We start from the raw sequence: 25,435 nt of genomic DNA on the forward strand, positions 1-25,435 counted from the left end.
ATTGCTATCAATATTTAGATAGGAAATATTTTTATCGATACTCCTAAAATGTGATTTATTTTCGCAATTCTGCCAACAGACAAAATACGAGCTGCTGCCCAACCGTTATATAATGCCGCCCGACTTTCGTTTTCAATCCTTTAACGCCATGAACACAGCGCACTCCACCATTTCCGTACAACTGCTGCATGCCAACCAACTGGGCACAGACGAAATCGCCCGCGCCTTATCTGCCATTTCCACCCACCAAGTGGACTATGCCGACATCTACTGCCAGCGCACCGCCTATGAAAGCTGGCATTTGGAAGAGGGCATGGTGAAATCCGGCAGTTTTCAGGTTGATCAAGGTGTGGGCGTGCGGGCGGTGTCGGGCGAGAAAACGGCGTTTGCCTATGCCGACAGCCTAAGCCCGGCCGTATTGCGGCAGGCGGCAGAAGCGGTACGTACCATCGGTGCAGCGGGGCAGGAGCGGCAGGTTAAGCTGGCTGGTTCAGCCAGCCGCCAGCAGGTTGCACTCTACACACCGGACAATCCGATTCCCGGCTTAGACTCTGCTGCCAAGGTGGCGCTGCTCAACCGTGTGGAACAGCTGGCCAAAGCTGCCGACCCGCGGATTGTGCAAGTGATGGCAGGGCTGACTTGCGAACACGATTTAATCTATCTGGCTCGGCTGGACGGCATCACCGCTGCCGATATCCGCCCGCTGGTGCGCTTAAGCATCACCGTGGTGGCCAAGCGGGGCGAGCGGCGCGAAGTGGGCAGCTTTGGCGGCGGCGGGCGGCACGGGCTGGATTATTTCAGCGAAGAGCGGCTGCGCAGTTATGTGGAGGCGGCGGTAAAACAGGCTTTGGTGAACCTGGAATCGCGCCCCGCGCCCGCCGGCAGCATGACCGTGGTGCTCGGCAGCGGTTGGCCGGGCGTGCTGCTGCACGAAGCCGTGGGGCACGGGCTGGAAGGCGATTTCAACCGCAAAGGCACCAGCGCGTTTGCCGGCCGTTTGGGAGAACGCGTGGCAGCCAAAGGCGTAACCGTGGTGGACCAAGGCAATATCGAGCAACGGCGCGGCTCACTCAATCTGGACGACGAAGGCAATGCTACCCGACAAACCGTGCTGATTGAAGACGGCATCCTGGCCGGCTACCTGCAAGACGAAACCAACGCCCGGCTGATGGGCATGGCGGTAACCGGCAACGGCCGCCGCGAAAGCTACGCCGCCGCACCGATGCCGCGCATGACCAACACTTTCATGCAAAACGGCAACCGCGAGCCGGAAGAAATCATCGCCTCAATCGAAAAAGGCCTGTATGCCGTGAACTTCGGCGGCGGGCAGGTGGACATTACCAGCGGCAAATTCGTGTTCAGCGCCTCCGAAGCGTGGTGGGTGGAAAACGGCAAGCTGCAATACCCTGTTAAAGGTGCCACCATCATCGGTAGCGGGCCGGAAGTGCTCAAACACGTGAGCATGATCGGCAACGACATGGCGCTCGACAGCGGCATCGGCGTGTGCGGTAAGGAAGGCCAGAGCGTGCCTGTGGGTGTGGGGCAGCCCACGCTGCGTATCGATGCCGGCTTAACTGTTGGTGGCAGCGAAACCGCTTGATAGACTTGTCGGCAAAGGCTACCTGAAAGGGGTTTCAGGTAGCCTTTGTTGTATCTTGCTTTTGTACTGTTAGTGCATCATCGCTTGGTATGAAGATGTATTTAATCCAAGTTTCAAAATCAAAAGGCTACCTGAAAACTGTTTTCCTCGCAGGAACCCATTTTCAGGTAGCCTTTACCAATACAGAAGGCAAGACCAGCAAATAGCCCGTTGTGCCTAATGAAATAGCAATAGTTATCATATATGTACAAGCCAATGTTTCTAATGAAATTCCTAAAAAACACACTATTAAGTGCAAAGAAAAGTAAATATTTTATCCATTGATAATCATTGGCAGATTCAGTTGGCTAAACTAAGCTGCCTAACCATTTTATTTTCCTGAAATTTTCTGCTGCATACTGAAAAGAAATCGCTTACTTTTCAGGATAATTATTCGCATTAATAAGCGCAATATGAGAATTTTTGCAACAAGCTGCGTATAATCCACCAGGTTGAAACGACAGCATATATTACCGCTGCCATTACACGCATCATTCCATTTATCCACAGGAGTAAAACAATGCAAGGCAACAAAGAAGTTATCGACTACATGAACCAACTCTTGGCCGGTGAGCTCGCCGCCCGCGACCAATATTTCATCCACTCCCGCATGTACGACGAATGGGGATACACCAAGCTCTTCGCCCGTATCGGCCATGAAATGGAAGACGAAACCGAGCACGCTGCCGATTTCATCCGCCGTATCCTCATGATCGGCGGCACTCCGCAGATGGTGCCTGCTCCCGTGCGCATCGGCCGCAACGTGCGCGAAATGCTGCAATTCGATTTGGATACCGAATACGAAGTACGCGAAAACCTCAAACGCGGCATCAAACTGTGCGAAGAAAAACAAGACTACGTAACCCGTGATTTGCTGATCAACCAGCTCAAAGACACCGAAGAAGATCACGCCCACTGGCTCGAACAGCAGCTGCGCCTCATCGACCTGCTCGGCGAGCAGAACTACCTGCAAAGCCAGCTGTAATACGGAAAGGAAAACGTATGAAAGGCGATCGCGAAGTTATCCGCCAGCTCAATAAAAACCTGGGCATCCTGCTTATCACCATCAATCAGTATTTCCTGCATGCCCGCATTCTGAAAAACTGGGGTTTGGAAAAGCTGGGCGGTTATTTCCACAAACAATCCATCACCGATATGAAAGCAGCCGATGCCCTGATTGAGCGTATCCTCCTGCTGGAAGGTCTGCCCAACCTGCAAGAGCTCGGCAAACTGCTGATTGGCGAAAACACCGAAGAAATCATCCAATGCGACCGGCAAAAAGAGCAAGACAAACACCAGGCACTGGTGGAAGCCATTGCCGTATGCGAAGAAAAGCAGGACTACGTTTCCCGTCAGCTTTTGGAAAAACAGAAAGACGAAAACGAAGAACGTCTCGACTGGCTGGAAACCCAGCTCGATCTGATGGAAAGTTTGGGTTTGCAAAACTACCTGCAACTCAGGGCGTAAGGGGATTAAAACACCAAGCCACTGCCAAACTAGGCAAGACCCTTTCCAAATAGCAACAGCCTGTGCGCTTCAGCAGCAGGCTGTTTTGTGCAATTCAATTCGCTTCCAGTAAAAGGCTACCTGAAAAATTGCGCCGCAGGTTTTAACTTCGTTAAAGCTTATGCTTTCAGGTAGCCTTTGTTTGGCTGGTTGAGGCCACCTGAAAATTGTTGCCAACAAGCAGGCGGCCTGGAGATACGCACGACAGCTATTGCTGTTGATTTTCAGGCAGTTTCTGTATCCACTGCCATTGCTGTTGCAGTACATTTTGCAGGGCACGTTGTTTTTGTTCGGGGCTTTGCAGGTTGCCAGTGATGCGTTGGTAGTCGAGGGCAAAGTTGGGGCGGCTGATGCTGCCGTTGATTTTTAACGGCAGCCAGAGATCTTGGCCGACACTGGCGAGCACGGCGTAGTTGAGTGTGGTGGCTCGAATGTCGAAGCTGCCTTGGCCGCTGAGGTTGAGGCTGTCGCTTTGCAGGCTGAGGCTGGGCGTGGTGCCCATACCGTTTTCTACACTGGCTTCGATGCTGAAATGGCGGAAGGGGGTATTGCTCTCGGCGTTATAGCGGATCAGGTTTTGGGCGGGTAGGTTGTCGGGCTTGTTGAGGATTTTGCCAAGGTTGATGCCTTGCCACGCACCATTGTCGAGCACGATTTTGCCTTGTCCGGCAAGGGTGGTGTGCCATTCGCTGCGTTTGAGGCCTTCTGCACCCAGGTGGAAGGATGCGTTACCGCGCCCGCTGAGGTGGTTGAAGCGAAAGGCATCTTGCAGCAGGGGTTTGATTTGGATGTTGTTGAACCGGATGGCGGCTTCCCATTTGGGGCGGCTGCCGTGGTGCAACACGGCACTGCCTTCGGCATTGCCATCGTACATCTGCATTTTGATGGTTTGGGCTTCAAGTTTTTCAGCGTCTAGGTGCAGGGTGCTGTGGAAATTTTGGATTTGCAGGCCGGAGCCTTCAAGCATGCCGATATCGAGGGTAAGCCGAATTTGGCGGTGGTGCAGGGCTCGCGGCCAGTATTGCAGCCACAAAGGGGCTGCGGTGTTTTCGGCGGCAGGGGCAGGGCGTTTGGTTTCGAGATAGCTGCTGAGTGAAAGTTTACTCAGATTGATAGCCGCTTCGATGTTGTGGCCTTGATCGCTGAAACTGCCGGAAATTTTCAGGTAGCCCTCATTGTTGTCGAGGCGGCCCTGCAGTTCAGCTTTCCAACTTTCGCTGTTACCGGCGGCTTGGCCATGCCATTGACCGGAGAGATAGGGCATGCTGCCGGGTGCGGCGTTGTGGCGGGTGCTGAGGTAGAGGTTGTCGATTTGAAAATGTCCGGGCTGTGCTTGGAGGCGGCCGTTGGCGCTGTAGCCGCTGCTGCCTTGCTCGTATTCCACTGCACCACTGAGTTGGAAACCAGCGATTGCTAAGGTGCGGTTTTGATAGGAAACTTTGTTGATGCTGCCGCTGCCGCTATGCCGCACGGTTTCAGCCGAGGATTGACCATTTTCTGAGTCGACGTTGAAGACAATGTGGGTTTCAGGCAAAACGACGCTGTCGGGGGAGAATTGCCAGTTGCGGGTATTGCCATCAATATTAAGCGACCAGGCAGGAACTTGGATACTGAGCCGGCCGTCTTTGGTATTGAGACGGCTTTGCTCGGCGGTATAGTCGGCATTGCCTTGCCAGGCGGCGGTGAAGGGCTGGCCGTTGGGCAGGAAGCCGGCAAGATTGGCTTGTAGTTGTTCAAAGTGGCTGCCGCTATAGGCGCCAGAGGCCTGTATCCTGTATTCCTGCGGGGCAAACAGGCTGGCAGAGAGGCTGAAGTTCTCATCGGCACGATCGATAAAGCCGGATACTTGACGCATGGTTTGTTTTTGTTCGCCGTATTGCAGGCGCAGGGAACAATCATCAAGTTCGATATGGCGGGGCAGGGTGCTGCTTGCTGCTTGGTTAGCAGTGAACCCAGCCACTTCCCATTGCCCGCTTTCCAGCCGACGCGCGCTGATGCTGGCGCGTTGCAGGTGCAGACTGTGGATAGACACATCGCCCCACAAAGCCGACCAATTAAATGAAAGCTGCACGGCCTCGGCATTCAGCGTTTGGCCGTTTTCCTGCGTGCGGCTCAATCCCACTTGGTGCAGCACCACATAAGGATAGGGGAACCAGCCGCGTTCGATTTGACGGCCATCAAAATTCAGCTGCTGGCCTTGTGCGGCAAGCATTTGGTTGGCAGTTTGGCGGATGCGGGCTTCACTGAGCAATCGGCTCAAACCGAATGATGCACCCAGCCACAATACCAACAAAACCAGGCCGAAAAGCAGCGCTTTCAGCCAGAGTTTGCTCCAAATTTTGCCGGAATACAGCTGTTTTCTCATCGAAATACCGTACGCAATAGGAAATCAAACAAAAGGTAGCTGCTTTATGCCCGTCTGGCAAGGGTTTTAGCCGATTTTTTCAGAGGTGGCGAAGGGTAATCTGAAAATATCGGTTTAAAACGCTTGCCGATTTTTTCAGGTAGCCTCTGCCGATATAAGGCTACCTGAAAATGCAACCCCCAAACACCCAAGCAAAATGGTTATATAATGCCCGCTTTTCTCCGCCTGCCTACCGCACCATGCAGCTTGCCGATTTCGATTTCCACCTACCTGAACACCTAATTGCCCAGCAGCCGCCCAAACAGCGTGGCAGCAGCCGACTGCTCGATGCCCGCCCCGGCCTCCCCCTATGCGACCGCCTGTTTGCCGAGCTGCCAAACCTGCTCGAAGCCGGCGATTTACTCGTGTTCAACAACACCAAAGTAATGAAAGCCCGCCTGTTCGGGCACAAAGCTAGCGGCGGTCGCATTGAAGCCCTAATTGAACGCGTATTGGACGAACACTGCGCCCTGGCGCACATCCGCTCCTCCAAGTCGCCCAAGCCCGGCAACCTGCTGGAACTTGACGGCGGCATTCGGGCGCAAATGGAAGAACGCGAAGGCGAGCTTTTTAAGCTACGGTTTTCAGGTAGCCTCAACGTATACCAAATCCTCGAACAAACCGGTCGCCTGCCGCTGCCACCCTATATTGAGCGCGCCGCCGATGCAGCCGACGACGAACACTACCAAACCGTTTACGCCAAACATCAAGGCGCCGTTGCCGCCCCCACCGCCGGCCTGCACTTCACCCCCGAATTGTTGGATCAACTGCAGGCAAACGGCATCCGTCGTGCCGAAATTACCCTACATGTGGGCGCCGGTACCTTCCAGCCTGTGCGCAGCGAAAATATTGCCGAACATAAAATGCATAAAGAGTGGTACAGCATCCCCGCTGAAACCGTTGAAGCCATTGCGGAAACCAAAGCAAACGGCAAGCGCGTATGGGCAGTCGGCACCACCTCCATGCGCAGCCTGGAAGCCGCCGCCCAAAGCGGCCGCCTGCAAGCAGGCGAGGGCGATACCGATATTTTCATCACCCCGGGCTACCGTTTTCAGGTAGCCGACGGCCTGATTACCAACTTCCATCTGCCCAAATCCACCCTGCTGATGCTGGTGAGCGCCTTTTCTGGCGTCGAGCACATCCGCGCCGCCTACCGCCATGCCATCGAGCAACAATACCGCTTTTTTAGCTACGGCGATGCCATGCTGCTCACCCGATCAGAAGCTTCCTAAAAACGCATTTATGGACAACCAAAGCAATAAACAAATACCGAAGCTATATACCAATATAATAATTTTACATAATATATATTATGTGAACTTTAATATTATTCATTTTAATAAAGTAGAACTTTTCATGTTTAAACAACGGATAAAACTGGCTACAAATACACAATCTCGCCACTTAAGTTTTATGTTTTCAGGTAGCCTGGTGAACGCTTAAGGCTACCTGAAATATGGAAATATCCAATGGAGTGCGGGCATTTATCTCGGCCAAGGAATAGGTTTGCGCTCCAAACTGAAGGCTGCCATGTTCAAGTAGCCTGTCCTGTGCCGCACGACCAGGCCAAACGGCTACAATCAGCCGCCGATTTTGATCACTTCTGCGCCTTCCTCCCGGCCGATAATCAGTACGTGGGCGGGATGGCGGGCGAACAGGCCGTTTTCGACAATGCCGGGGATGCGGTTGAGTTCGTCTTCCAGTTTGAGCGGCTCGTTGATGGGCATATTGTGCACATCGATGATTTTGTGGCCGCTGTCGGTGGTGAAATTCAAGCGCAACTGCGGGCTGCCGCCGTATTTGAGCAGCTGGCGCGATACCAGAGAGCGGGCGGCGGGGATGATTTCGATCGGCAGCGGGAATTTGCCCAGCCGGGAAACGTATTTGCTCTCGTCTACGATGCAGACGAATTTTTCGGCGGCGCTGGCCACGATTTTTTCGGCCAACAGCGCGCCGCCGCCGCCTTTAATCATTTGCAGGCTGTGGTTGACTTCGTCGGCGCCGTCGATATACACGGGCAGCTCGGTGGCTTCGGTGAGCGGCACTTCAGGAATGCCGTGTTGTTTTAAGAGTTCGCTGGTGGCTTTGGAGGTGGAAACGGCACCTTTGATGCGGATGCCGCTATTGGCCAGCTCTTCGATGAAAAAGTTTACGGTGCTGCCGGTGCCGATGCCGATGTAGGCATTTTCGGGCACGAATTCGAGGGCTTTTTGGGCGGCGGTGCGTTTGAGTTGGTCTTGGGCGGACATAGTGTTCTCCTGTTAGCGTGATTGGTGGGCTTGGCTTCGTTTCAGGTAGCCTTATTCTACTATGCGGGCGGGAGTTTGGGTATGCGGCCGCCCTGCCCTTTTGCTTTGGCGGACGGGGTTTAGAACTTTGCCCAGCCGGCAAAATCTTTTTTAATTTCCCAGCCTTTTTTCGTCAGCTCGGCGGCATGGGTGGGGAATAAATCCATGATGCAGTCTTGCCATACGTCGGAAAGGCTCTCCTTGTAGGGGTAGGCGTATTGCGTTTGTTTCCGCAGGCGCAAACCGGCTTGCAGCAGCGCGCTGAGGCGGTTGAGCAATTCGTGCACAATAGTTTCGCCCAGTTCGTCGAAATAATCTTGGCGAAAGCTGAGCAGCAGGCCGCTCTGCGGCAGGCCGCCGTAGCTGGCGTCATGCAGCATCAGGGTAAGCGCCGGTGTGGTGTCTTGCTTGGAACAGGTAACGGGGCTGGGGAAATTGGCAAAGAAGTAGGGAAATTCAAAGGCTTCCGGCTGGGTGCTGAGATAGTAGTTATCGGCAAGTTTCTGCAATTTTTCCGCGCGCCACGATAAGCGGCCGAGTTTGACTTCCCCGTTGCCTTCATACTGACTGGCACCGATGCGCGGTATTCCTTTGATTTTACCTGAGAAGGGGTTGATTTCGTTGATGAAGGCGGGCCAGAAGGCGCGGTTTTCAAGGTGTTGCTTGATGCCGAGCGGGGCGAGGAGGATGAAGTTTTGGTGGAGATTGGTGAATTTCATCGTGCGGCCTTTCCGGCTGGTGGCAGAGAGGCTACCTGAAAAAGGAAGGAGGGGAAAATCCGGTTTCAGGTAGCCTGATGGAGCTTGAGGCTACCTGAAAAACGGACGACTTGGCAAATCCGTGCCTCTGCCGCTCGTTTTTTGTTTTTATACGCGGGATTCGGGTTTTATCCGACGGCCTTTTCCAGCAGCACCACGGCTTGGGCTTCGATGCCTTCCATGCGGCCGAGGTAGCCGAGTTTTTCGTTGGTTTTGCCTTTGATATTGACGCAGTTTTCAGCTAATCCTAAGTCGGCGGCAATATTGGCGCGCATGGCGGCGATATGGGGGCGCAGTTTGGGCTGCTGGGCGATGATGGTGCTGTCCACGTTCACTACGCGCCAGCCTTGGGCTTGCACGGCGGCGTAGGCTTGGCGCAGCAGGGCGCGGCTGTCGGCGTCTTTATGTTCGGCGGCGGTGTCGGGGAAGTGGGTGCCGATATCGCCCAAGGCGGCGGCACCGAGCAGGGCATCGGTGATGGCGTGCAGCAGGGCGTCGGCGTCGGAGTGGCCGAGCAGGCCTTTTTCAAAGGGGATGGTTACGCCGCCGAGAATGAGCGGGCGGCCGGGCACGAGCTGGTGGACGTCGTAGCCTTGTCCGATGCGGAGGGTCATGGAAGTTGCCTTTGTTGGGTGGATTTTAGGTTTCAGGTAGCCTTGGAGCGGGAGGCTACCTGAAAAATCAGTTGTCGATCAAATGGCCGAGTTTGGCGGCTTTGGTTTGCAGGTAGCCTGTGTTCTCGCTGTTTTGTCCCACCAAAAGTGGCACACGTTCGGTGATTTTAATGCCGCTTTGCTCCATCTTGCTGATTTTATCGGGATTATTGGTAAGCAGGCGGATGGAGTGAACGCCGAGGTGCTGGTAGATGGCTTGGGCCAGGCTGAAATCGCGGGCGTCTACGGGCAGGCCGAGGGCGAGGTTGGCTTCTACGGTATCGAGGCCTTGGTCTTGCAACGCATAGGCGCGGATTTTATTGATGAGGCCGATGCCGCGCCCTTCTTGGCGCAGATACACAATCACGCCGCGTCCTTCGCGCTGCACGGCCTGCATGGCGGCTTGCAGCTGGGGGCCGCAGTCGCATTTTTGTGAAAACAGGGCGTCGCCGGTAAGGCATTCGGAATGGATGCGGGAGAGTACGGGCTCGCCGTTGGCGATATCGCCCATGCTCAGGGCGATGTGTTCTTGGCCGCTCGGCTCTTCGAAGCCGTGCATGGTGAAGATGCCGTATTCGGTGGGCAGGCGGCAGGAGGCGATGAATTTTAGCGGGGTCATGGTGCTTGTTTGGTGTGTGTGGAGTGCTTGTTTTTAACTTTCAGGTAGCCTTTATTCGACGGCGTCTTCCGGCTGCAACAAAGCGGCGAGCGGTTCGGTCAAGGCAAGAGCCAGGCCGACCCAGATGCTTTGGGCGGCTTCATCGAAGGCGGCGGTGTGGCCATGCTCAAGATACACCACGCCGAGCACACGGCCGTTTTCGGCGCATACCGGCACGGCCAGCTGGCTGCCGGGTCGGTGTCGGCTGCCGGCGAGGTCGCCGTTTTGCAGCCATTGGGCGACGTCGTCTATTTGGTTTAGCCAGCCGGTTTGTGCGCTGCGCGTGGCCAGGTGGGCGGTGTGCGCGGCTTCTAAGTCTTGCTCTACGGAGAGCAGCTTTTCCAACGGCTCGCCTTGTGCCACCAGGTGCAACAGGCTGCCCGGCGTGTGCAGCAGATACACGGCGGCACTGCGGCATGGACTGGCGGTATAGGCGGAATCGAGCGCCATAAAGATTTGGCGCAGCCGGGCGTGATGCACCTCGTTACGCGGCAGATGCTGCTCTAATGCGCCGTCGGCTCCGCGATACCACAGGATTTCCGGCTCAATCTCCGCCCTGCCCGCTGCCATCACGCTACTGGCAGTGAGCATGGCGATCTGCACCGCCTCTGCCGGCAGTTTCAGGCCTTGGGTGCGCAGGTAGTCTTGAATCAATGCGGTGCTCATGGCGGCTTTCCTGAAAAATGGGCAATGATACTGCCAGAGCGGGCAAATGACAATTTCCATTGCCATAGCAACCAGCTATCGCCGCCCTGTCTCTTGTGCCGTGCTGCCATTTTCAGGTAGCCTTCCCTCCTTTGATAACCCGCCGCCAACCCGCCATGAAACTCAAACCCTTCCTCACCCAGGCTGCCTCCGTACTGCGCCGCCTCGACCAAATCCTGCCGCCCGAACAGCGCGAACCCGATTGGCAAGCCATCGCCTTCCGCTGGCAGAAACACGGCAACGGCGGCTTGCTCACCGCCCTGCCCCGCCCGCACACCTTTCCCCTCGCCCGCCTGTGTGCCATCAGTCCGCAAACCCAGCGCCTGGTGCGCAACACCGAGCAATTCCTCGCCGGCCGCCCGGCCAACAACGCCCTGCTCACCGGCGCTCGCGGCACGGGCAAATCCTCGCTGATTAAAGCCCTGCTGCACGAATACGCCGAGCGCGGCCTGCGCCTGATTGAAGTGGACAAACACGACCTGGCCGGCCTGCCCGCCCTGCTCGACTTGCTCGCCCCACGCAGCGAAAAATTCATCGTTTTCTGCGACGATCTCTCCTTTGAAGACGGCGAAGACGGCTACAAAGCCCTCAAAACCGCGCTGGATGGTGGCCTCTCCCACCGCGCCGACAACGTGCTGGTGTATGCCACCTCCAACCGCCGCCACCTCATGCCCGAATACATGGCCGACAATCTCGCCCGCACCGGCGAGCGCGGCGAAGTGCACCCGCAAGAAGCCGTGGAAGAAAAAGTATCCCTTTCCGACCGTTTCGGCCTTTGGCTCAGCTTCTACCCCTTCAGCCAAGAAGATTACCTCGCCGCTGCCGAAAGCTGGCTGGCCGATTCCGGCCTGCCGCTGGACGACACCACCCGCCGCGCCGCCCTTCAATGGGCACAGATGCGCGGCAGCCGCTCCGGCCGCACCGCCTACCAGTTCGCCTGCGATTGGGCCGGTCGCCTGCCGCACGAGCGGGAAGTGGATTAGCTGTTGGCAATAGATAAAACCAAAGGCTACCTGAAAACCTTAGCCACAGGATTTTCAGGTAGCCTTTTCTATGTTGCGGTTAAGCCGTTGGCGCCATCATACCAAATCCAATATCGGCCAGCCGCGCTGTGCGGCGGTGAGGGTGAGCACAGGGTCGGGATTAACCGCTACGGGTTGGTTTACCTGTTCCAAGAGCGGCAGGTCGTTACGGGAATCGCTGTAGAAATAAACTTTTTCGTAGTCGGCTTGGCTTTGGCCGCGTTCGGCCAGCCATTGGTGCAGGCGGGTTACTTTGCCCTCTTGGAAGCTGGGCGTACCGATCGGGCGGCCGGTGTAGTTGCCTTGAGCATCGGTTTCGAGGCTGATGCCGATGATGTTTTCAATGCCGAATTCGCGGGCGATGGGGGTGATGATGAATTCGTTGGTGGCGGAAATCAACAGCAGGGTATCGCCGGCATCGCGGTGGCTGTCGACCAGCATTCTGGCCATTTGGGTGATGCTTGGGCGGATGCGCTGCATGAACTCGCGGTGTATTTCGTCCAGCTCGGCACGGCTGTATTCGACCAACGGGCGAAGGACGAAGGTAAGATAGGCATCGAGATCGAGGCAGCCTTTGCGGTAGTCTTGGTCGAACGCTTGATGGCGCTGCATATCGGCATCGCTGAAGATGTCTTTTTCGTGCAGGAAATTGCTCCATTCGCTACTTGAGTCGCAGTTGATGAGGGTGTGATCGAGGTCGAAGATGGCAAGGTTCATTGGTTTAAATATCCTGTTGCAACAGTTGTTTGAGCAGGGGCAGCGTGATGGGGCGGTGGCTGGCGAGGGCGTGACGGTCGAGCGCGTCGAGCATGGCCATCAGGCTGCCGATGTCGCGTCGCCAATGGTGCAGCAGGTAGCGGAAAATATCGGACGAAATGCGGATTTGGCGGCGGCGGGCGGCTTCGACCAAGGCGGCGATTTTTTCTTCGTCGCTGAGCGGTTTGATTTCATACACCAGGCAGTAACCCATGCGGGTACGCAGGTCTTCGCGCACGGCTAAGCGCGGTGGCGGCACGCTGGCGCCAATCAGGAGCGCGCCCTGCCGGCTTTGGCGGATATGGTTGCAGAAATTAAACAATTCGGCTTGGCCGTCGGTATCGAGGCTGTCGATTTGGTCGAGGGCGAGATAGCAGCCTGCCGGCAGCATCTCGTGCAGCGGTTCGGCAACGGCATTCAGGTAGCGTGCGGGTAATCCGGCCGCTTCAGCCTGCGCCGCCCAGGCTTTGAGTAAATGGCTTTTGCCGGCGCCGGCCGGCCCCCACACATACACAAAAGGCTCGCGCTGCTCACGCAACACTTGCAACAGCTCGCGGTTGCCCTGGCCGAGGAAGGTATTGAAACTCGGCGGTGCAGCGGGAAAATCGAGGATGAGTTGATTCATGATGTGATGGAGGCTACCTGAAACAGGGTAGCTGCTTTCAGGTAGCCTTTTGCAGGCTTAAGCCGATTCGCAAATACGGCGCAACACTTCTTCTTTGCCGATCAAGGCCAGCACGGCATCCACGCTGGGCGTTTTGGCGGTGCCGCACACGGCCAGGCGCAACGGCATACCGAGTTTGCCCATTTTGATGCCTTCAGCTTCGCAGAACGGAGGGAACAAAGCGTGGATGTTTTCTGCCGTCCAATCCTGTTCGGGCAGTTCGGCCAGTTTGGCGGCGAAACGCTGCATTCGGGCGGGAGCTTCGCCATCCCAATGTTTGGCCACATCGGCTTCCAACGGCACGGCTTTGCGGTAGAAATAGGCGCATTCGGCGGCCAGTGCGTTTAAATCGTGGGCGCGGTCTTTCACCAATGCCAGCACGTCTTCCAGCTTGGGGTTACCTGAAACCACAACACCTTGTTTTTCCAAGCGTGGCAACACCAGTTTGGCCAGTTCGGCGTTACTTGTGGCTTTGATGTGTTCGGCGTTGATCCAATATAGTTTTTTTGCATCCATGCGGCTGGCGGAGGAAGAAACGTGTTCCAGCTCAAACCATTGCACGAACTGCTCCATATTGAAAAACTCGTCGTCGCCGTGCGCCCAGCCCAAACGGGCGAGGTAGTTGAGCAGGGCTTCGGGCAGGATGCCCATGTCTTCGTATTCGGTAATGGCCACGGTGTCGCCGCTGCGTTTGGAGATTTTCTTGCCCTGCTCGTTTAGGATCATGGGCAGGTGGGCGTATTCGGGCGGGGTGGCACCGAGGGCTTTGAAAATGTTGATTTGTTTCGGCGTGTTGTTCACATGGTCGTCGCCACGGATAACGTGGGTGATGCCCATGTCCATATCGTCGGCCACCACGCAGAAGTTGTAGGTGGGCGTGCCATCGGCGCGGGCGATGATGAGGTCGTCGAGCGCAGCATTGGGGATGCTGATTTCGCCTTTTACCAAATCATTCCAGCGGGTTACGCCGTCGGTCGGCATTTTGAAGCGGACAACTGGCTCTACCCCTGCGGGAATTTCCGGCAGTGTTTTGCCGGCTTCCGGCCGCCAGCGGCGGTCGTAAGTGGCCGTGCCTTCGCGCTCGGCTTTTTCGCGCATCTGCTCCAATTCTTCTTTGCTGCAATAGCAATGGTAGGCATGGCCTGAATTAAGCAGTTGTTGGATTAACTCTTTATAGCGCGGGAAGTTTTGGGTTTGGTAAACGATATTGTCGGCATTGTCGGCGTGCAGGCCTACCCATTGCATGCCGTTGAGAATGATTTGCACGGATTCGGCGGTGGAGCGTTCCAAATCGGTGTCTTCGATGCGCAGCAGGAATTCGCCGCCGTGATGTCTGGCAAATGCCCATGAATACAGCGCGGTGCGCACGCCGCCGATATGCAGGTAGCCGGTGGGGCTGGGGGCGAAACGGGTTTTGATGGTCATGATATTGGCTTTCGAAATGAGATAGATAGAGGATTAACAAGCTTTCGATACCAAGCGAACCAACGCCGTGGCAAAACTTTAAGTGAATCCGCTATTGAGAAAGGGCGTATTGTAGCGGATTGGGCTGGCTTCGGGGAATGTGGCGGCAGATAAAAGGCTACCTGAAATGCCATGCAAGTTTTCAGGTAGCCTGTTTGCCATTCTGGCAGGCGCGTTACAGCGTGGTGTTCAATGCAGTATCGATGTCGCGCCAAATGTCTTCAATATCCTCAATGCCCACGGAGAAGCGCAGCAGGCCTTCGCGGATGCCGAGTTTTTCTTTCACCGCCGGGCTCATGCCGCTGTGCGATTGGCTGAAGGAATGGTTCACCAGGCTTTCCACGCCGCCAAGGCTGGCGGCCATGTGCAGTAGTTTGAGGTTGCGGATAACAGAATCGGCAGCGGCTTGGCCGTCTTTCTTCAAATATACCGACACCACGCCGCCGAAGCCGCGCATTTGGCGTTTGGCCAATTCGTGATGCTCATGGCTGGGCAGGCCGGGATAGAACACTTTATCCACGGCGGGATGCTGTTCCAAGCGGCGGGCGAGCTCGGCGGCGTTGGCCAGATGCTGCTTCATGCGCACGGAGAGGGTTTTGATGCCGCGCAACACAAGGGCGCAATCCATTGGCCCGGCAATGCCGCCGGTGTTTATCAAGGTGCTTTGCAGGCGTTTGGCCAGGGCTTCTTCCTTAGCCACCACAATACCCATCAGCACGTCGGAATGGCCGCAGAGGTATTTGGTGGCGGAGTGGAACACGATGTCGCAGCCCATATCGAGCGGGTTTTGCAGATAGGGAGTGGCGAAGGTGTTGTCGATGCCCACCACCGCGCCGGCAGCTTTGGCTTTTTGTGCCAATAAAGAGATGTCTACCAGTCGCAGCAGCGGGTTGCTGGGGCTTTCCAGCCACACGAGTTTCACTTTGTGTTCGGCCAAAAGCTTATCTAGGTTTTCAGGTAGCGTAAGGTCGGCGAAAATCACGTTTATGCCCCATTGGGCATACACTTCAGTGAGCAGGTCGTAGGCACCGCCGTAGATATCGGCCACGGCTACGATAGTGTCGCCGGGGCGCAATACGGTACGGAACACGGCATCAATGCCGGCCATACCGCTACCGAAGGCAAAGCCGGCACAACCATGTTCTAACTCAGCCACGGTGTCTTCCAAAATTTTGCGCGTGGGATTACCCATACGCGAATAGCGGTATGGAATATCTTCGCCAATGGTGTGTACAGCGAACATGCTATTTTGGTAGATAGGTGGCATCACGGCACGGTTGTGCTCGTCCGGATTGTAGCTACTGTGGATAACTTCAGTATCAAAATGCATAGGATTCTCCTTTCAGATTGCCTTTACGGCCGCTGGTGGACAGTACAGCTATAGCAAAATTCCCATAACTGCTACACAGCAAAACAGATTGACAACGTAGGCAGCGAAGGACTTTAGCTACAGATACAAAAACAGCCGAGCAGTGTGAGCTGGCTGTTTTTTCTTGGATTTGCAAAGCGCGTACTCTACAAAAATGTTCTGGCGGAAAGGAAGGGATTCGAACCCTCGATACGCTATTCACGTATACACGCTTTCCAGGCGTGCGACTTCAACCACTCATCCACCTTTCCAAGGTAATTCACGTAATTATACTAAAATGCCCACAGCAACGCAACCATTTTCTCCCCCCCTATCCCTGCCGACAATTTCCCGGCAGCAGCGAAAACCCTTCGCTCCGCAGTTGGCCGGCCTTTTCGCGCAGCGGGGTAAGCGGATACACTGTTTTCACTGCCACCAAACCATAAGCCGCGGCGGCTGCCGGCCACCAGCGGTTACCCGCCAACTCCATAAACCGCCACCGCTGCAACGCCCGACTGCTTTTCCACGGCGGCACATACGCCATAAACCGCCCTGTATCCGGCCTGAAGCCGGCCTCAGCCAGCATCCGCCGCACTTTCGGCAGCGGCAGCGCATGGGCGCGCAGGCCGAGTTGTTTTTCAGGTAGCCCGAAGCGCCACAGCGAATACGGATTAAACCCGCTGAGCACCAAACTGCCGTTGGGCACCAATATGCGGAAGCACTCCCGCAGCAATTCTTCCGGCTGCGCACACAATTCCAAACCATGCGGCAACAGTAAGGTTTGCACGCTACCCGACAACAGCGGCAGTTGCGGCAGTGCACACACCACGTCTGCCTGCGCCCTACCCCGCCCCAACCGCAACACCTGATGCGGCCAGCAATCCCAGTTGCAGAGCGAGGTGGTCACGGTAACACCATATAAATTATCCGTATGTACGGCAAAAAACGCCTGCTCCGCCATTTTCAGGTAGCCCCCTGTAGCAGTGTTATCCAGCCATTCGGCCAACCTGTTTTCTTCTATCATGCCGCCTCCTCATTCTTCTGGCCATCATACCTATCAAACAAAATTTTGCAAAACACAGCGCAAAGAAACCTGCCGAAAATGAGAGTTCGGGTGCACTCTCGTGTTATTATTTTATCTCTACGCATGCCGTGCCGGCAAAACGTTCAGCTGCGGCTTGACACGGCTTCCACCCAACCCTTAATATCCAAAAAATTTTTAGCTAATCATAACGTTAAACCAAACGGACTCATTCCTCTGCCATGAGTAAATTCAAATTTCTTTCCCTAGCCATTTTAAGCCTGGGAATTCCAGCTTCTGCCCTCGCCCAAAACTATACACCGGAGCAGATTGCCGCCTCCATCACCAACCTCAACGCTGCCATTCTGCGTAATCCCAGCCAAGCCCGCCACAATAATCTGTGGAGCCGTATGCGGCAAGACTTCCGCATGAGCGAAGTCAATCCCGAAATCGTGCGCCGCCACGAAACCTACTTCAGCACCCGCAGTGCCTATTTCAACCGCACCGTGGAGCGCAGCCGCCCCTATCTCTACCACATTCTCTCCGAAGTGGAAAAGCGCAACATGCCCTCCGAAATCGCTCTGTTGCCGTTTATTGAGAGCGCATTCGTTACCAAAGCCCGTTCTCACGTGGGAGCCTCCGGCCTGTGGCAGTTTATGCCCGCTACCGGCCGCCACTACGGCTTGACGCAAAACAATATTTACGACGGCCGCCACGACATCTACGCTTCCACCAACGCAGCACTGAACTATCTGCAATATCTGCATAATATGTTTGGCGACTGGTCGCTCGCGCTGGCTGCCTACAACTGGGGCGAAGGCAACGTGAGCCGCGCCGTAAACCGCGCCCGCAGCCAGGGGCTCGAGCCGGTGTATGAAAACCTCAATATGCCCAACGAAACGCGCAATTACGTGCCCAAGCTTCTAGCCGTGCGCAACCTCGTGAGCAACCCGCAAGTATTCGGCTTAAATCTTTCCAACATCGAAAACAAGCCCTATTTCGAAGCCATCAGCATCGATAGCCCGATAGATATCAACGCCATCACCCGTCTGGCCAACATCAGCCAAGCCGAATTCGAAGCGCTCAACCCCAGCTTCAAAGTGCCCGTGTTCCTGCCCGAAAACGGTCAGCGCAAACTGCTCTTGCCCGTAGGCGCAGTCAATGCTTTTGAGCGCAACCTGCGCAGTGCCTCCAAAGAATCCCTGCTCTCCTACGACATCCTGCACTCTGACGGTGCCACCACCCTCAGCGACATCGCCGACCGCAACGGCGTGAGCGTGGCCGACCTGCGCCGCACCAACGGCCTCAGCAGCAACACTATCCGTGCCGGTTTGCCTATTCTCGTGGCCAAAAACAGCCTGAACAACAGCCAGCTTGGCCGCGGCGTGCAGATGCTTGCCGACAACAAACCCGCCGGCGGCGACCCGCTGGGCAACCTCATCCGCCGCAACAGCCAGAGCGTATCCGAACGCAACAGCATCGTGGCCGCTGCCAAACCGGCTGCCCAGCCTGTAACACCGCCCGTCCCTGTTCAGGTAGCCTCAGTCCAACCGGCCAACCCGCCCGAAACCGTCCATGCCCCCGTGCAGCAGGCGCAAAACCCAACTGCCCCTGCTACTTTTACCGCATTGGCTTCCAACGGCACCCGTTCCACCGAACCCGCACCCCGCGTGAACAGCTCGCCCGATATTCAGGTAGCCCCAGCTCAAACGGTTGTCCAAACAGCTGCCCAATCCGTAGACCAACCCGCCACGCCCAACAACATCCACAGCCCAAACGACAGGCCACCTGAAACCGTTGAACTTGCCGACAACAGCAATCCCCAGCCCGACCCGTTGATGTCCTTGGCTGGCAACAGCAGCGCAGATAATACCAAGCCTGCCGACGAACCCGGCAGCAGCAGTGCCGCAGCCGCCGTGCGTGCTTCCTTAGCACAAACCGAAGCCCAGGAAACTCGCCGCCAAGCCCAAGCTGAGGTTCGCCGCGCCAACAATGCCAGCTTCGGCCAGCTAGCCGCCAACACCGGCAACAACCAACGCCGCGCTGCCCGACAAGAGCAGCAGGCCAACCGCCGTGGCGCACAAACCGTAACCCACAAAGTGCGGGCCGGCGAATCACTGTATTCCATTGCCCGCCGCTACAACGTGAACGTGGCCGACCTCAGCCGCGTCAACAACCTGCACGGCAACAATATCCGCCCCGGCCAAGTATTGCATGTGAGCGCCAGCAGTAATCATCAGGCCGCCAACCGCTATGCCGACAACAAATCCAGCAGCCGCAACGACCGTAACAGCCGCACCGGCAACGATCGCAATGGCAGAAACAGCCGCCAGCAAACCATGTCCCACACCGTGCGCAGCGGCGATACCCTGCAATCCATCGCCCGCCGCTACAACACCTCCGTGGCTGACATCAAACGTAGCAACAACCTGAGCAACAGCGTGTTGCGCCCCGGCCAAAAACTACGCGTGAGCAGCGGCACTTAACTTCTACGAAGAGCGCAACATTTTTCAGGTAGCCTCGATTAAGGCTACCTGAAAATATTTATATAGATTATCTAATAGTTACCAACATCATCCATCAAACATGAATCTGCAAAAACGCCGCGAAATTTTTCAACGCCTGCACGACGCCAACCCCAATCCCACCACCGAGCTGGTGTTTCACAGCCCATTCGAGCTGCTCATCGCCGTGCTGCTCTCCGCCCAAGCCACCGACAAAGGCGTCAATAAAGCTACCGCCAAACTCTTTCCTGTGGCCAACACTCCGCAAGCCATTCTCGATTTAGGCCTAGAAAAGCTGATGGAATACACCCGTACCATCGGCCTCTACCAAACCAAATCCAAACACATTATGCAAACCTGCCGGCTGCTCCTGGAAAAACATGGCGGTGAAGTGCCGGATACCCGCGAAGCGCTCGAAGCGCTGCCCGGCGTCGGCCGCAAAACCGCCAATGTCGTGCTCAACACCGCCTTCGGCCAACCGACCATGGCCGTGGACACCCATATTTTCCGCGTAGCCAACCGCATGAATCTCGCGCCAGGCAAAAACGTGCGCGAAGTGGAAGACAAACTCATGCGCTTCGTGCCCAAAGAATTCCTGCTCAATGCCCACCATTGGCTTATCCTACACGGCCGCTACACCTGCAAAGCGCAAAAGCCCCTGTGCCACGAATGTATCGTGTATGATTTGTGCGAATACAAAGGCAAAACGGTTTAAACCAATAAAACTCAGCCCTGTATGTTCATGGCCATGAGAGGCTACCTGAACATACAGGGCTTGGTTTTAAAGCGGATAGGTTCCAGGTAGCCTCCACTCGGTTGGAAGGCTACCTGAAACACAATGGGCACGCTGTTGCCGCCTAGCAATCAACTTTCCGAACGAAAGAGGCGACGGATATCCTGCTCCAGCGTATCCAGCATTTCATAGCGTTTGCGGTACATAGAGCGTTTTTTGCTTTGCACTTCTTCCAGCGGCGTGCGCTCAATTTGAGTGGGCAGCCGCCAATAGCCGTTGGCATCGAGGCTGCCTTGGTTTTCCTGCCAGAAGGCATCGTAGTTGAACAGCAGGCGGCTGGAGTCATTCCAGCGGAATTTGGCCTGGCTTTTGTGTGGAATGCCGTAGAGCTCGCAGCCGAGTTCGGCAGCCATCAGCTTGAATACGTTCACCATCATAAACATCGGCCGCACGCCGTGCAGTTGCTTGGTGGTGTGGCGGATGAGCTCGGGGGCATCGCTGCTGTGCGGCCCTTGGATGGAGGTAATCAGCAGGCCGTTGGGCGCGATAAAGCTGAACACGGCATCGTAAATGCGGCTGCGCTCGGTGCTTTGCAGGCTCACTAAAAAGAAACCTTCCAACGGGTCTTTATGGTTGATATTCAAACTGATGGAGAGTTCGGGCGCAGGATGGTTGAGCAATGCCGTGCTCTGTGCCACCAGCTCTTGCCACTTGGCAGCGGAAGGTTTGCTTTGCGCCAAAGTGAAGTTGTTAATTACGGCCTGCAATCGCGCATCTTTGCCGAATCGGTTGTCGGCATAAGTATCCAGCACGGCGCGGGCGGCATAGGGATTGTGTTGGAAAATCGGTGCCCACATCGGATGCTGGTTGATGAAGGCGGTAAACTCTTCGCATTGCCGCCGCGCCAGCAGGCGTTGGATGTGGTCGCGCAGATACACCACCGCATATTTGCGGATGCCCCGTTCGCGCAAATTAGGATACTGTTCGTCGAAAGTGGGAAAGTGAAATAAATCAGACATAAGCACCCATATTGTGCCAAACGGCGCCGAGCCGTTTGCGTGAAAAACAAAGCGATGCCGGGCAAAAACCGACCATCGAAAAGCGGTCAATCCTACCCGATTTGCCAACAGCCTTGCAAGGCTTGCCGCTGGGAATGAAGGCTACCTGAAACCCTACTCTACCCTTTCAGGTAGCCTCACGTCTTGCTTCAAGCACAGCCACGCAATTATGATGCTGCCCATTCAGCCATTATTACCGTCCATTATGCACACCACCCCGCTCACCACACCCCCGCTTGCCCCAAAAACCCGACAAGCGCTGCTTGAATTGGGCATAGCCGACACCGCCGATCTGCAACGCATTACGCCTGCCACCGCTTTCCTGCTGCTCAAAGCCAGCGGCCTCACCGTTACTGAATCCACGCTGTGGCAATTGGTATTGCTAGCCGAAGGGCGAGAAGGCTACCTGAACGAAACCGAACAAGCCGAATGGCGCGCCAAACTGCGTGCCCACTGCCCGGTTGCCCTGTTTCCGCCGCGAGAAGAAAGCGAACACTGGATGCGGCAGGCTTTGCAATTGGCCGGGCAGGCCTTGGCCGCAGGCGAAGTGCCGGTGGGCGCGGTGGTGGTGCACCAGGGAGAAATCATCGGGCGCGGCGCCAATGCCTGCGTGGCCGAACACAGCGTGTGCTGCCATGCCGAAATCGCCGCGCTCACTGAAGCCGGCCGCCGGTTGGGCAACTACCGGCTGGACGGCTGCGATTTATACGTTACCCTCGAACCGTGCAGCATGTGCGCCGGCGCCATCATGCAATCGCGTATCCGCCGCCTGATTTACGCTGCTGCCGAGCCGAAAACCGGCGCTGCCGGCAGCATGCTCGACCTGTTTGCCAACAAACAGCTCAACCCACACACCGCCGTGCAAGGCGGCGTGTTAGCAGAGGAAAGTACGAGGCTGCTGCAACGTTTTTTTCAGGAGCGGCGGCAAGGATAGCGTGGATTAAAATAAGGCAGCTAGCCGCAGGCGGCTAAGCAAGCTACCGTAGTAGTATTCTTATTTTGGTTCACTATAAATGCCGAGAGATAAGCCCCCTAGCCCATCCGGCTACCTGAAAAACAGTAGCAGATAGTTTTCAGGTAGCCTTTAATTATGTGCCAACCGCTACTAGAAACTGGCCGAATACAAAACAGCCGGATAACCGTTCCCCGATATTGGAGAAATGCAGTTATCCGGCTGTTGTTTCACCATAGCTGTTTTCAAACTGAAATCAAACCCGGCGCAGTACATTGCATATGGAGCAGCTATATTTTCAGCCAGCCTGCAGCCAAATCACTACTCCATGCCACAGCTGCCATGCCGCCCACAGGCTGACACTCAGCCCGGCCACCAGCCGGAAACGCGAATGTTGCAACAGGCTTTTGAGCTGGTTGGCAAACAGCCTCATCACCAGCGGGTTCGGCCACGTCCAAGCCTAAGGCCAGCATCATCAGTGCGCCATCCTCCGCATTGCCGCTGCCCAGCACATACAGCGAAGCGCTGTATACCATGCCGCACGGCAGCCAACCCACAGCAGGCCAACACCGAAGCAGGCAAGGGGTATTTTGGATGGGCAAGAGGCGGTTTAGAGCGGATTGAGCCGCCACACCAGCTGCCCGAGCTTTTCCACCTGCGCGACATAGGCGTTGAACCCGGCCAGGTACAGGCCGATAAAGGTGTAGCTGCCGATACGGCCGAGGTTCATCAGCATAATCAGTTTCACGCACCCCACCTGCGGCGGCAGCTGCAAAGCAAAGACAGTGCTCAAACCGCCACACATACCGGCGCAACGGCCGCCACCGAGAAAGCCGGTGGCGACGAAGGAGAGGAGTGTGAGGGTAGAGACCATGGCATTGTTTTCAGGTATAGCTCAAGCGCTGATTCCTGCCTACAGCTCGTTGCCTGCTGAAGGGGAATAATTGCTTTGACTATAGCCGTTCGGTGAAAGCTGCCAAACGGCAATTCAGGCTACCTGAAAACAGGTTGCCCACTTTTTCAGGTAGCCTTGGCGGGAAATATGATGATTGGTTTATAGGCTACCTGAAAATGATTTCACAACTTTCAGGTAGCCTGTTGGCGAATGCATCGGGCAATCAAGCTGATTGCTTGGTACCGAAAATCTTGTCGCCGGCATCGCCCAAGCCAGGGATGATGTAGCCGTTTTCGTTGAGGTGGCTGTCGAGCGCGGCAGTGTAGATTTTCACGTCGGGGTGCTTGTCATTCACCAGCTTCACGCCTTCCGGTGCGGCCACCAGTACCAAGGCAGTAATGTTGCGGCAGCCTTTTTTCTTCAGCAAATCAATGGTGGCCACCATCGAGCCGCCGGTGGCGAGCATCGGGTCGAGAATCATGGCCGGGCGTTTGTCCATTTTGCTCACCAATTTCTCGAAATAGGAAACCGGTTGCAGAGTCTCTTCGTCGCGCTGCAGGCCAACCACGCTGATTTTAGCAGTGGGCAACAAATCGAGCACGCCATCGAGCATGCCCAAACCAGCACGCAAAATCGGCACCACGGTTACGGTTTTGCCTTTAATCTGCTGGCCTTCGATGCGGCCACACCAACCTTCGATGGCCAGCGGCTCGATTTCCAGATGGCGGCTGGCTTCGTAGGCCATCAGGCGGGCCAGCTCTTTTACCAAAGTACGGAATTGGTAGGTGTTGCAGTTGGCTTTACGCATCAGGGTGATTTTGTGCTTGATCAGCGGATGATCGATAACGGTTAAGTTCATGGCTATGGTTTCCTTCATTTGATTTGGCGGGACGTATTTTAGCTTAACAGGCGGGCGGGAAAAAGCGGGGAGTATAATTTCTTCCTACAGCATTGGCTCGCCTGGTATTACATGCTGCTGACAGGGTGCATCCCCGCTTGAGCACAACAAAAGGCTACCTGAAAACTTTCAGGTAGCCTCTTTATCATTTCAGCAAGCGAACCAGCTTACACTTCAATGATGACTTTCATGGCTTTGGTGCCGGCAGCGTGTGTGAACACGTCGTAGGCCTTTCCCATTTCGCTGAATTTGAAGCGGTGGGTGGCCAGTTTTTCCATCGGCAGCTTGCTGGATTCACAAGCTTTCAGCAGCATGCCGGTGGTATTGGCATTTACCAGGCCGGTGGTAACGGTGATGTTCTTAATCCATAATTTAGCCAAATCAAATTCCACGGATTTACCGTGTACGCCCACGTTGGCCACATGGCCGCCTTCTTTCACCACTTTTTGGCAGATATCCCAAGTGGCAGGATAGCCAACGGCTTCCATGGCGCAATCCACGCCGCGACCGCCGGTGATCTCCAAAATTTTGGCCACAGCGTCTTCCTTGTTAGGATTGATGGTGTGGGTGGCGCCCATTTCTTTGGCCATGGCCAGGCGGTTTTCGTCCATATCCACCACGATAATGGTGGCCGGAGAGTAGAACTGGGCAGTCAGCAGGCAGCCCATGCCCACGGGGCCGGCGCCAACGATGGCAATGGCATCACCAGGTTTCACTTGGCCGTACTGCACACCGATTTCATGGCCGGTAGGCAGTGCGTCGGAGAGGAATACGGCCACATCGGTATTGAGGGTTTCGGGCAGATGGTAGAGCGAATTGTCGGCAAACGGAGTGCGCACGTATTCGGCTTGGGTGCCGTCGATCATGTATCCCATAATCCAGCCGCCTTCTTTGCGGCAGTGGGCGTAGAGCTGTTTCTGGCAATTGTCACAAGTGCCGCAGCGGCTCACGCAGGATACGATGACTTTATCGCCTTTTTTGAAGTCTTTAACGGCAGAGCCCACTTCTTCCACCACGCCGATGGCTTCATGGCCGAGGATACGGCCTTCCCATTTGCCGGTTTTTTCGCGGGCAACTGCTTCGATTTCCGGGTTTTTGCCCTTCATGATACCCAAATCTGTACCGCAAATGGTGGTTTTGGTAACGCGAATGATAGCATCAGTAGGATCAATGATAGTGGGAACCGGGCGATCTTCGAAGCGGACATCGTTTTCGCCGTAATAGGTCATGGCCTTCATGGTCTTGCTCATTAGACTCTCCTAATGTGTTTACCGATAAATAATCAGTTGTTGGGAAAGAATCCAGGGAATTCCGGATGGTCCATTATAATCTTTAATTCTTCCCTAATGGTCAAATTTTCCATTTAAAAAATTAGAGCTATATTATAACAATAGCAGTTTGTGGAAATATTGTGTAAATAATAAGATAAGTTTCTATTTTAGAAGCGTTTGCCGACAGCACAGATTAATCGAACTCTCGCTATGGCGGTAGCCTATATTACCGTATTAT

General features: G+C 55.5%; 22 protein-coding genes, 1 tRNA gene and 1 pseudogene. 8 read left to right on the forward strand and 16 right to left on the reverse strand.

Annotated elements, in window-relative coordinates:
- Positions 1–148 precede the first annotated feature (148 nt).
- From tldD to bfr (A7P99_RS02125), 3 genes are all read left to right on the forward strand, one after another.
- A complete protein-coding gene (tldD, locus tag A7P99_RS02115) occupies positions 149–1,600 on the forward strand; it encodes a metalloprotease TldD (protein ID WP_067527954.1) in 1,452 nt (483 codons plus the stop codon).
- 559 nt (positions 1,601–2,159) lie between these two features.
- Positions 2,160–2,624: a bacterioferritin gene (bfr, locus tag A7P99_RS02120; protein ID WP_067446978.1), complete on the forward strand. Its 465-nt coding sequence runs from the start codon at positions 2,160–2,162 to the stop codon at positions 2,622–2,624.
- Positions 2,625–2,641: 17 nt separating this feature from the next.
- Positions 2,642–3,106 (forward strand): bacterioferritin, encoded by a 465-nt coding sequence (gene bfr, locus A7P99_RS02125; RefSeq protein ID WP_067446980.1) that lies wholly within the window; start codon positions 2,642–2,644, stop codon positions 3,104–3,106.
- Between the two features lie 247 nt (positions 3,107–3,353).
- On the opposite strand, the gene A7P99_RS02130 is transcribed toward bfr (A7P99_RS02125), so the two are convergent.
- Positions 3,354–5,510: an AsmA family protein gene (locus A7P99_RS02130; RefSeq protein WP_067686351.1), complete on the reverse strand. Its 2,157-nt coding sequence runs from the start codon at positions 5,508–5,510 to the stop codon at positions 3,354–3,356.
- A 239-nt stretch (positions 5,511–5,749) separates the two neighbouring features.
- On the opposite strand from A7P99_RS02130, the gene queA reads away from it, so the two are divergent.
- Positions 5,750–6,781, forward strand: coding sequence for a tRNA preQ1(34) S-adenosylmethionine ribosyltransferase-isomerase QueA (gene queA, locus A7P99_RS02135; protein WP_067447369.1), 1,032 nt, complete (start codon positions 5,750–5,752; stop codon positions 6,779–6,781).
- 348 nt (positions 6,782–7,129) lie between these two features.
- Here the strand turns inward: queA and rpiA are convergent, their stop codons facing one another.
- The 5 genes from rpiA to A7P99_RS02160 form a co-directional block, all read right to left on the reverse strand.
- Complete coding sequence (gene rpiA / locus A7P99_RS02140) at positions 7,130–7,798, reverse strand: ribose-5-phosphate isomerase RpiA (protein ID WP_067446983.1); 669 nt, start codon at positions 7,796–7,798, stop codon at positions 7,130–7,132.
- Positions 7,799–7,917: 119 nt separating this feature from the next.
- Positions 7,918–8,556, reverse strand: coding sequence for a hypothetical protein (locus A7P99_RS02145; protein WP_067446985.1), 639 nt, complete (start codon positions 8,554–8,556; stop codon positions 7,918–7,920).
- Between the two features lie 167 nt (positions 8,557–8,723).
- Positions 8,724–9,209 carry a 2-C-methyl-D-erythritol 2,4-cyclodiphosphate synthase gene (ispF, locus tag A7P99_RS02150; protein ID WP_067446987.1) on the reverse strand — a complete coding sequence of 162 codons (486 nt, stop codon included), beginning with the start codon at positions 9,207–9,209 and terminating at the stop codon, positions 8,724–8,726.
- A gap of 67 nt (positions 9,210–9,276) precedes the next feature.
- Complete coding sequence (ribA, locus tag A7P99_RS02155; protein ID WP_067446989.1) at positions 9,277–9,867, reverse strand: GTP cyclohydrolase II; 591 nt, start codon at positions 9,865–9,867, stop codon at positions 9,277–9,279.
- A 51-nt stretch (positions 9,868–9,918) separates the two neighbouring features.
- Positions 9,919–10,572, reverse strand: coding sequence for a GAF domain-containing protein (locus A7P99_RS02160; RefSeq protein WP_067686357.1), 654 nt, complete (start codon positions 10,570–10,572; stop codon positions 9,919–9,921).
- Positions 10,573–10,727: 155 nt separating this feature from the next.
- Between A7P99_RS02160 and A7P99_RS02165 the strand changes: the two genes are divergently transcribed.
- On the forward strand, positions 10,728–11,594 hold the full coding sequence (locus tag A7P99_RS02165) for an ATP-binding protein (RefSeq protein WP_067686359.1): 867 nt from the start codon (positions 10,728–10,730) through the stop codon (positions 11,592–11,594).
- A 96-nt stretch (positions 11,595–11,690) separates the two neighbouring features.
- Here the strand turns inward: A7P99_RS02165 and A7P99_RS02170 are convergent, their stop codons facing one another.
- The 6 genes from A7P99_RS02170 to A7P99_RS02195 form a co-directional block, all read right to left on the reverse strand.
- Positions 11,691–12,350 (reverse strand): HAD family phosphatase, encoded by a 660-nt coding sequence (locus A7P99_RS02170; RefSeq protein ID WP_067686360.1) that lies wholly within the window; start codon positions 12,348–12,350, stop codon positions 11,691–11,693.
- A 4-nt stretch (positions 12,351–12,354) separates the two neighbouring features.
- Positions 12,355–13,014: a DnaA regulatory inactivator Hda gene (gene hda, locus A7P99_RS02175; protein WP_067686361.1), complete on the reverse strand. Its 660-nt coding sequence runs from the start codon at positions 13,012–13,014 to the stop codon at positions 12,355–12,357.
- Positions 13,015–13,071: 57 nt separating this feature from the next.
- Entirely contained in the window at positions 13,072–14,478 is a 1,407-nt protein-coding gene (gene gltX / locus A7P99_RS02180; protein WP_067686363.1) for a glutamate--tRNA ligase, read from the reverse strand.
- 214 nt (positions 14,479–14,692) lie between these two features.
- Positions 14,693–15,847, reverse strand: coding sequence for a PLP-dependent aspartate aminotransferase family protein (locus A7P99_RS02185; RefSeq protein WP_067447003.1), 1,155 nt, complete (start codon positions 15,845–15,847; stop codon positions 14,693–14,695).
- Positions 15,848–16,046: 199 nt separating this feature from the next.
- Positions 16,047–16,137: transfer RNA gene (locus A7P99_RS02190), tRNA-Ser, on the reverse strand.
- 59 nt (positions 16,138–16,196) lie between these two features.
- Positions 16,197–16,889, reverse strand: a complete 693-nt coding sequence (locus tag A7P99_RS02195) for a class I SAM-dependent methyltransferase (RefSeq protein WP_067447005.1) — start codon at positions 16,887–16,889, stop codon at positions 16,197–16,199.
- Positions 16,890–17,128: 239 nt separating this feature from the next.
- On the opposite strand from A7P99_RS02195, the gene A7P99_RS02200 reads away from it, so the two are divergent.
- Positions 17,129–19,372, forward strand: a complete 2,244-nt coding sequence (locus A7P99_RS02200) for a LysM peptidoglycan-binding domain-containing protein (RefSeq protein WP_067686364.1) — start codon at positions 17,129–17,131, stop codon at positions 19,370–19,372.
- Between the two features lie 100 nt (positions 19,373–19,472).
- Positions 19,473–20,105 carry an endonuclease III gene (gene nth / locus A7P99_RS02205; protein ID WP_067438840.1) on the forward strand — a complete coding sequence of 211 codons (633 nt, stop codon included), beginning with the start codon at positions 19,473–19,475 and terminating at the stop codon, positions 20,103–20,105.
- Positions 20,106–20,254: 149 nt separating this feature from the next.
- Here nth and A7P99_RS02210 read toward each other — a convergent pair whose 3' ends face one another.
- The gene (locus A7P99_RS02210; RefSeq protein ID WP_067447009.1) at positions 20,255–21,142 is read right to left on the reverse strand and encodes a DUF535 family protein; all 888 of its coding nucleotides are present in this window, start codon (positions 21,140–21,142) and stop codon (positions 20,255–20,257) included.
- A 208-nt stretch (positions 21,143–21,350) separates the two neighbouring features.
- Between A7P99_RS02210 and tadA the strand changes: the two genes are divergently transcribed.
- On the forward strand, positions 21,351–22,115 hold the full coding sequence (gene tadA / locus A7P99_RS02215; RefSeq protein ID WP_082881517.1) for a tRNA adenosine(34) deaminase TadA: 765 nt from the start codon (positions 21,351–21,353) through the stop codon (positions 22,113–22,115).
- A 316-nt stretch (positions 22,116–22,431) separates the two neighbouring features.
- Here tadA and A7P99_RS02220 read toward each other — a convergent pair.
- The 3 genes and pseudogenes from A7P99_RS02220 to A7P99_RS02230 all read right to left on the reverse strand — a co-directional run bounded on the left by A7P99_RS02220 (position 22,432) and on the right by A7P99_RS02230 (position 25,164).
- Positions 22,432–23,007: pseudogene (locus A7P99_RS02220) on the reverse strand (sulfite exporter TauE/SafE family protein).
- A 244-nt stretch (positions 23,008–23,251) separates the two neighbouring features.
- A complete protein-coding gene (upp, locus tag A7P99_RS02225) occupies positions 23,252–23,887 on the reverse strand; it encodes a uracil phosphoribosyltransferase (RefSeq protein ID WP_067438834.1) in 636 nt (211 codons plus the stop codon).
- 206 nt (positions 23,888–24,093) lie between these two features.
- On the reverse strand, positions 24,094–25,164 hold the full coding sequence (locus tag A7P99_RS02230; protein ID WP_197476510.1) for a zinc-dependent alcohol dehydrogenase family protein: 1,071 nt from the start codon (positions 25,162–25,164) through the stop codon (positions 24,094–24,096).
- Positions 25,165–25,435 lie beyond the last annotated feature (271 nt).

It is taken from the genome of Eikenella sp. NML120348 (genome assembly GCF_001648435.1).
Lineage (GTDB): Bacteria > Pseudomonadota > Gammaproteobacteria > Burkholderiales > Neisseriaceae > Eikenella > Eikenella exigua.

Bases quoted from the DNA above. Each gene is read 5' to 3' on its own strand.
- tldD (WP_067527954.1), top strand. From the start codon at position 149: ATGAACACAGCGCACTCCACCATTTCCGTACAACTGCTGCATGCCAAC.
- bfr (WP_067446978.1), top strand. From the start codon at position 2,160: ATGCAAGGCAACAAAGAAGTTATCGACTACATGAACCAACTCTTGGCC.
- bfr (WP_067446980.1), top strand. From the start codon at position 2,642: ATGAAAGGCGATCGCGAAGTTATCCGCCAGCTCAATAAAAACCTGGGC.
- A7P99_RS02130 (WP_067686351.1), bottom strand. From the start codon at position 5,510: ATGAGAAAACAGCTGTATTCCGGCAAAATTTGGAGCAAACTCTGGCTG.
- queA (WP_067447369.1), top strand. From the start codon at position 5,750: ATGCAGCTTGCCGATTTCGATTTCCACCTACCTGAACACCTAATTGCC.
- rpiA (WP_067446983.1), bottom strand. From the start codon at position 7,798: ATGTCCGCCCAAGACCAACTCAAACGCACCGCCGCCCAAAAAGCCCTC.
- A7P99_RS02145 (WP_067446985.1), bottom strand. From the start codon at position 8,556: ATGAAATTCACCAATCTCCACCAAAACTTCATCCTCCTCGCCCCGCTC.
- ispF (WP_067446987.1), bottom strand. From the start codon at position 9,209: ATGACCCTCCGCATCGGACAAGGCTACGACGTCCACCAGCTCGTGCCC.
- ribA (WP_067446989.1), bottom strand. From the start codon at position 9,867: ATGACCCCGCTAAAATTCATCGCCTCCTGCCGCCTGCCCACCGAATAC.
- A7P99_RS02160 (WP_067686357.1), bottom strand. From the start codon at position 10,572: ATGAGCACCGCATTGATTCAAGACTACCTGCGCACCCAAGGCCTGAAA.
- A7P99_RS02165 (WP_067686359.1), top strand. From the start codon at position 10,728: ATGAAACTCAAACCCTTCCTCACCCAGGCTGCCTCCGTACTGCGCCGC.
- A7P99_RS02170 (WP_067686360.1), bottom strand. From the start codon at position 12,350: ATGAACCTTGCCATCTTCGACCTCGATCACACCCTCATCAACTGCGAC.
- hda (WP_067686361.1), bottom strand. From the start codon at position 13,014: ATGAATCAACTCATCCTCGATTTTCCCGCTGCACCGCCGAGTTTCAAT.
- gltX (WP_067686363.1), bottom strand. From the start codon at position 14,478: ATGACCATCAAAACCCGTTTCGCCCCCAGCCCCACCGGCTACCTGCAT.
- A7P99_RS02185 (WP_067447003.1), bottom strand. From the start codon at position 15,847: ATGCATTTTGATACTGAAGTTATCCACAGTAGCTACAATCCGGACGAG.
- A7P99_RS02195 (WP_067447005.1), bottom strand. From the start codon at position 16,889: ATGATAGAAGAAAACAGGTTGGCCGAATGGCTGGATAACACTGCTACA.
- A7P99_RS02200 (WP_067686364.1), top strand. From the start codon at position 17,129: ATGAGTAAATTCAAATTTCTTTCCCTAGCCATTTTAAGCCTGGGAATT.
- nth (WP_067438840.1), top strand. From the start codon at position 19,473: ATGAATCTGCAAAAACGCCGCGAAATTTTTCAACGCCTGCACGACGCC.
- A7P99_RS02210 (WP_067447009.1), bottom strand. From the start codon at position 21,142: ATGTCTGATTTATTTCACTTTCCCACTTTCGACGAACAGTATCCTAAT.
- tadA (WP_082881517.1), top strand. From the start codon at position 21,351: ATGATGCTGCCCATTCAGCCATTATTACCGTCCATTATGCACACCACC.
- upp (WP_067438834.1), bottom strand. From the start codon at position 23,887: ATGAACTTAACCGTTATCGATCATCCGCTGATCAAGCACAAAATCACC.
- A7P99_RS02230 (WP_197476510.1), bottom strand. From the start codon at position 25,164: ATGAAGGCCATGACCTATTACGGCGAAAACGATGTCCGCTTCGAAGAT.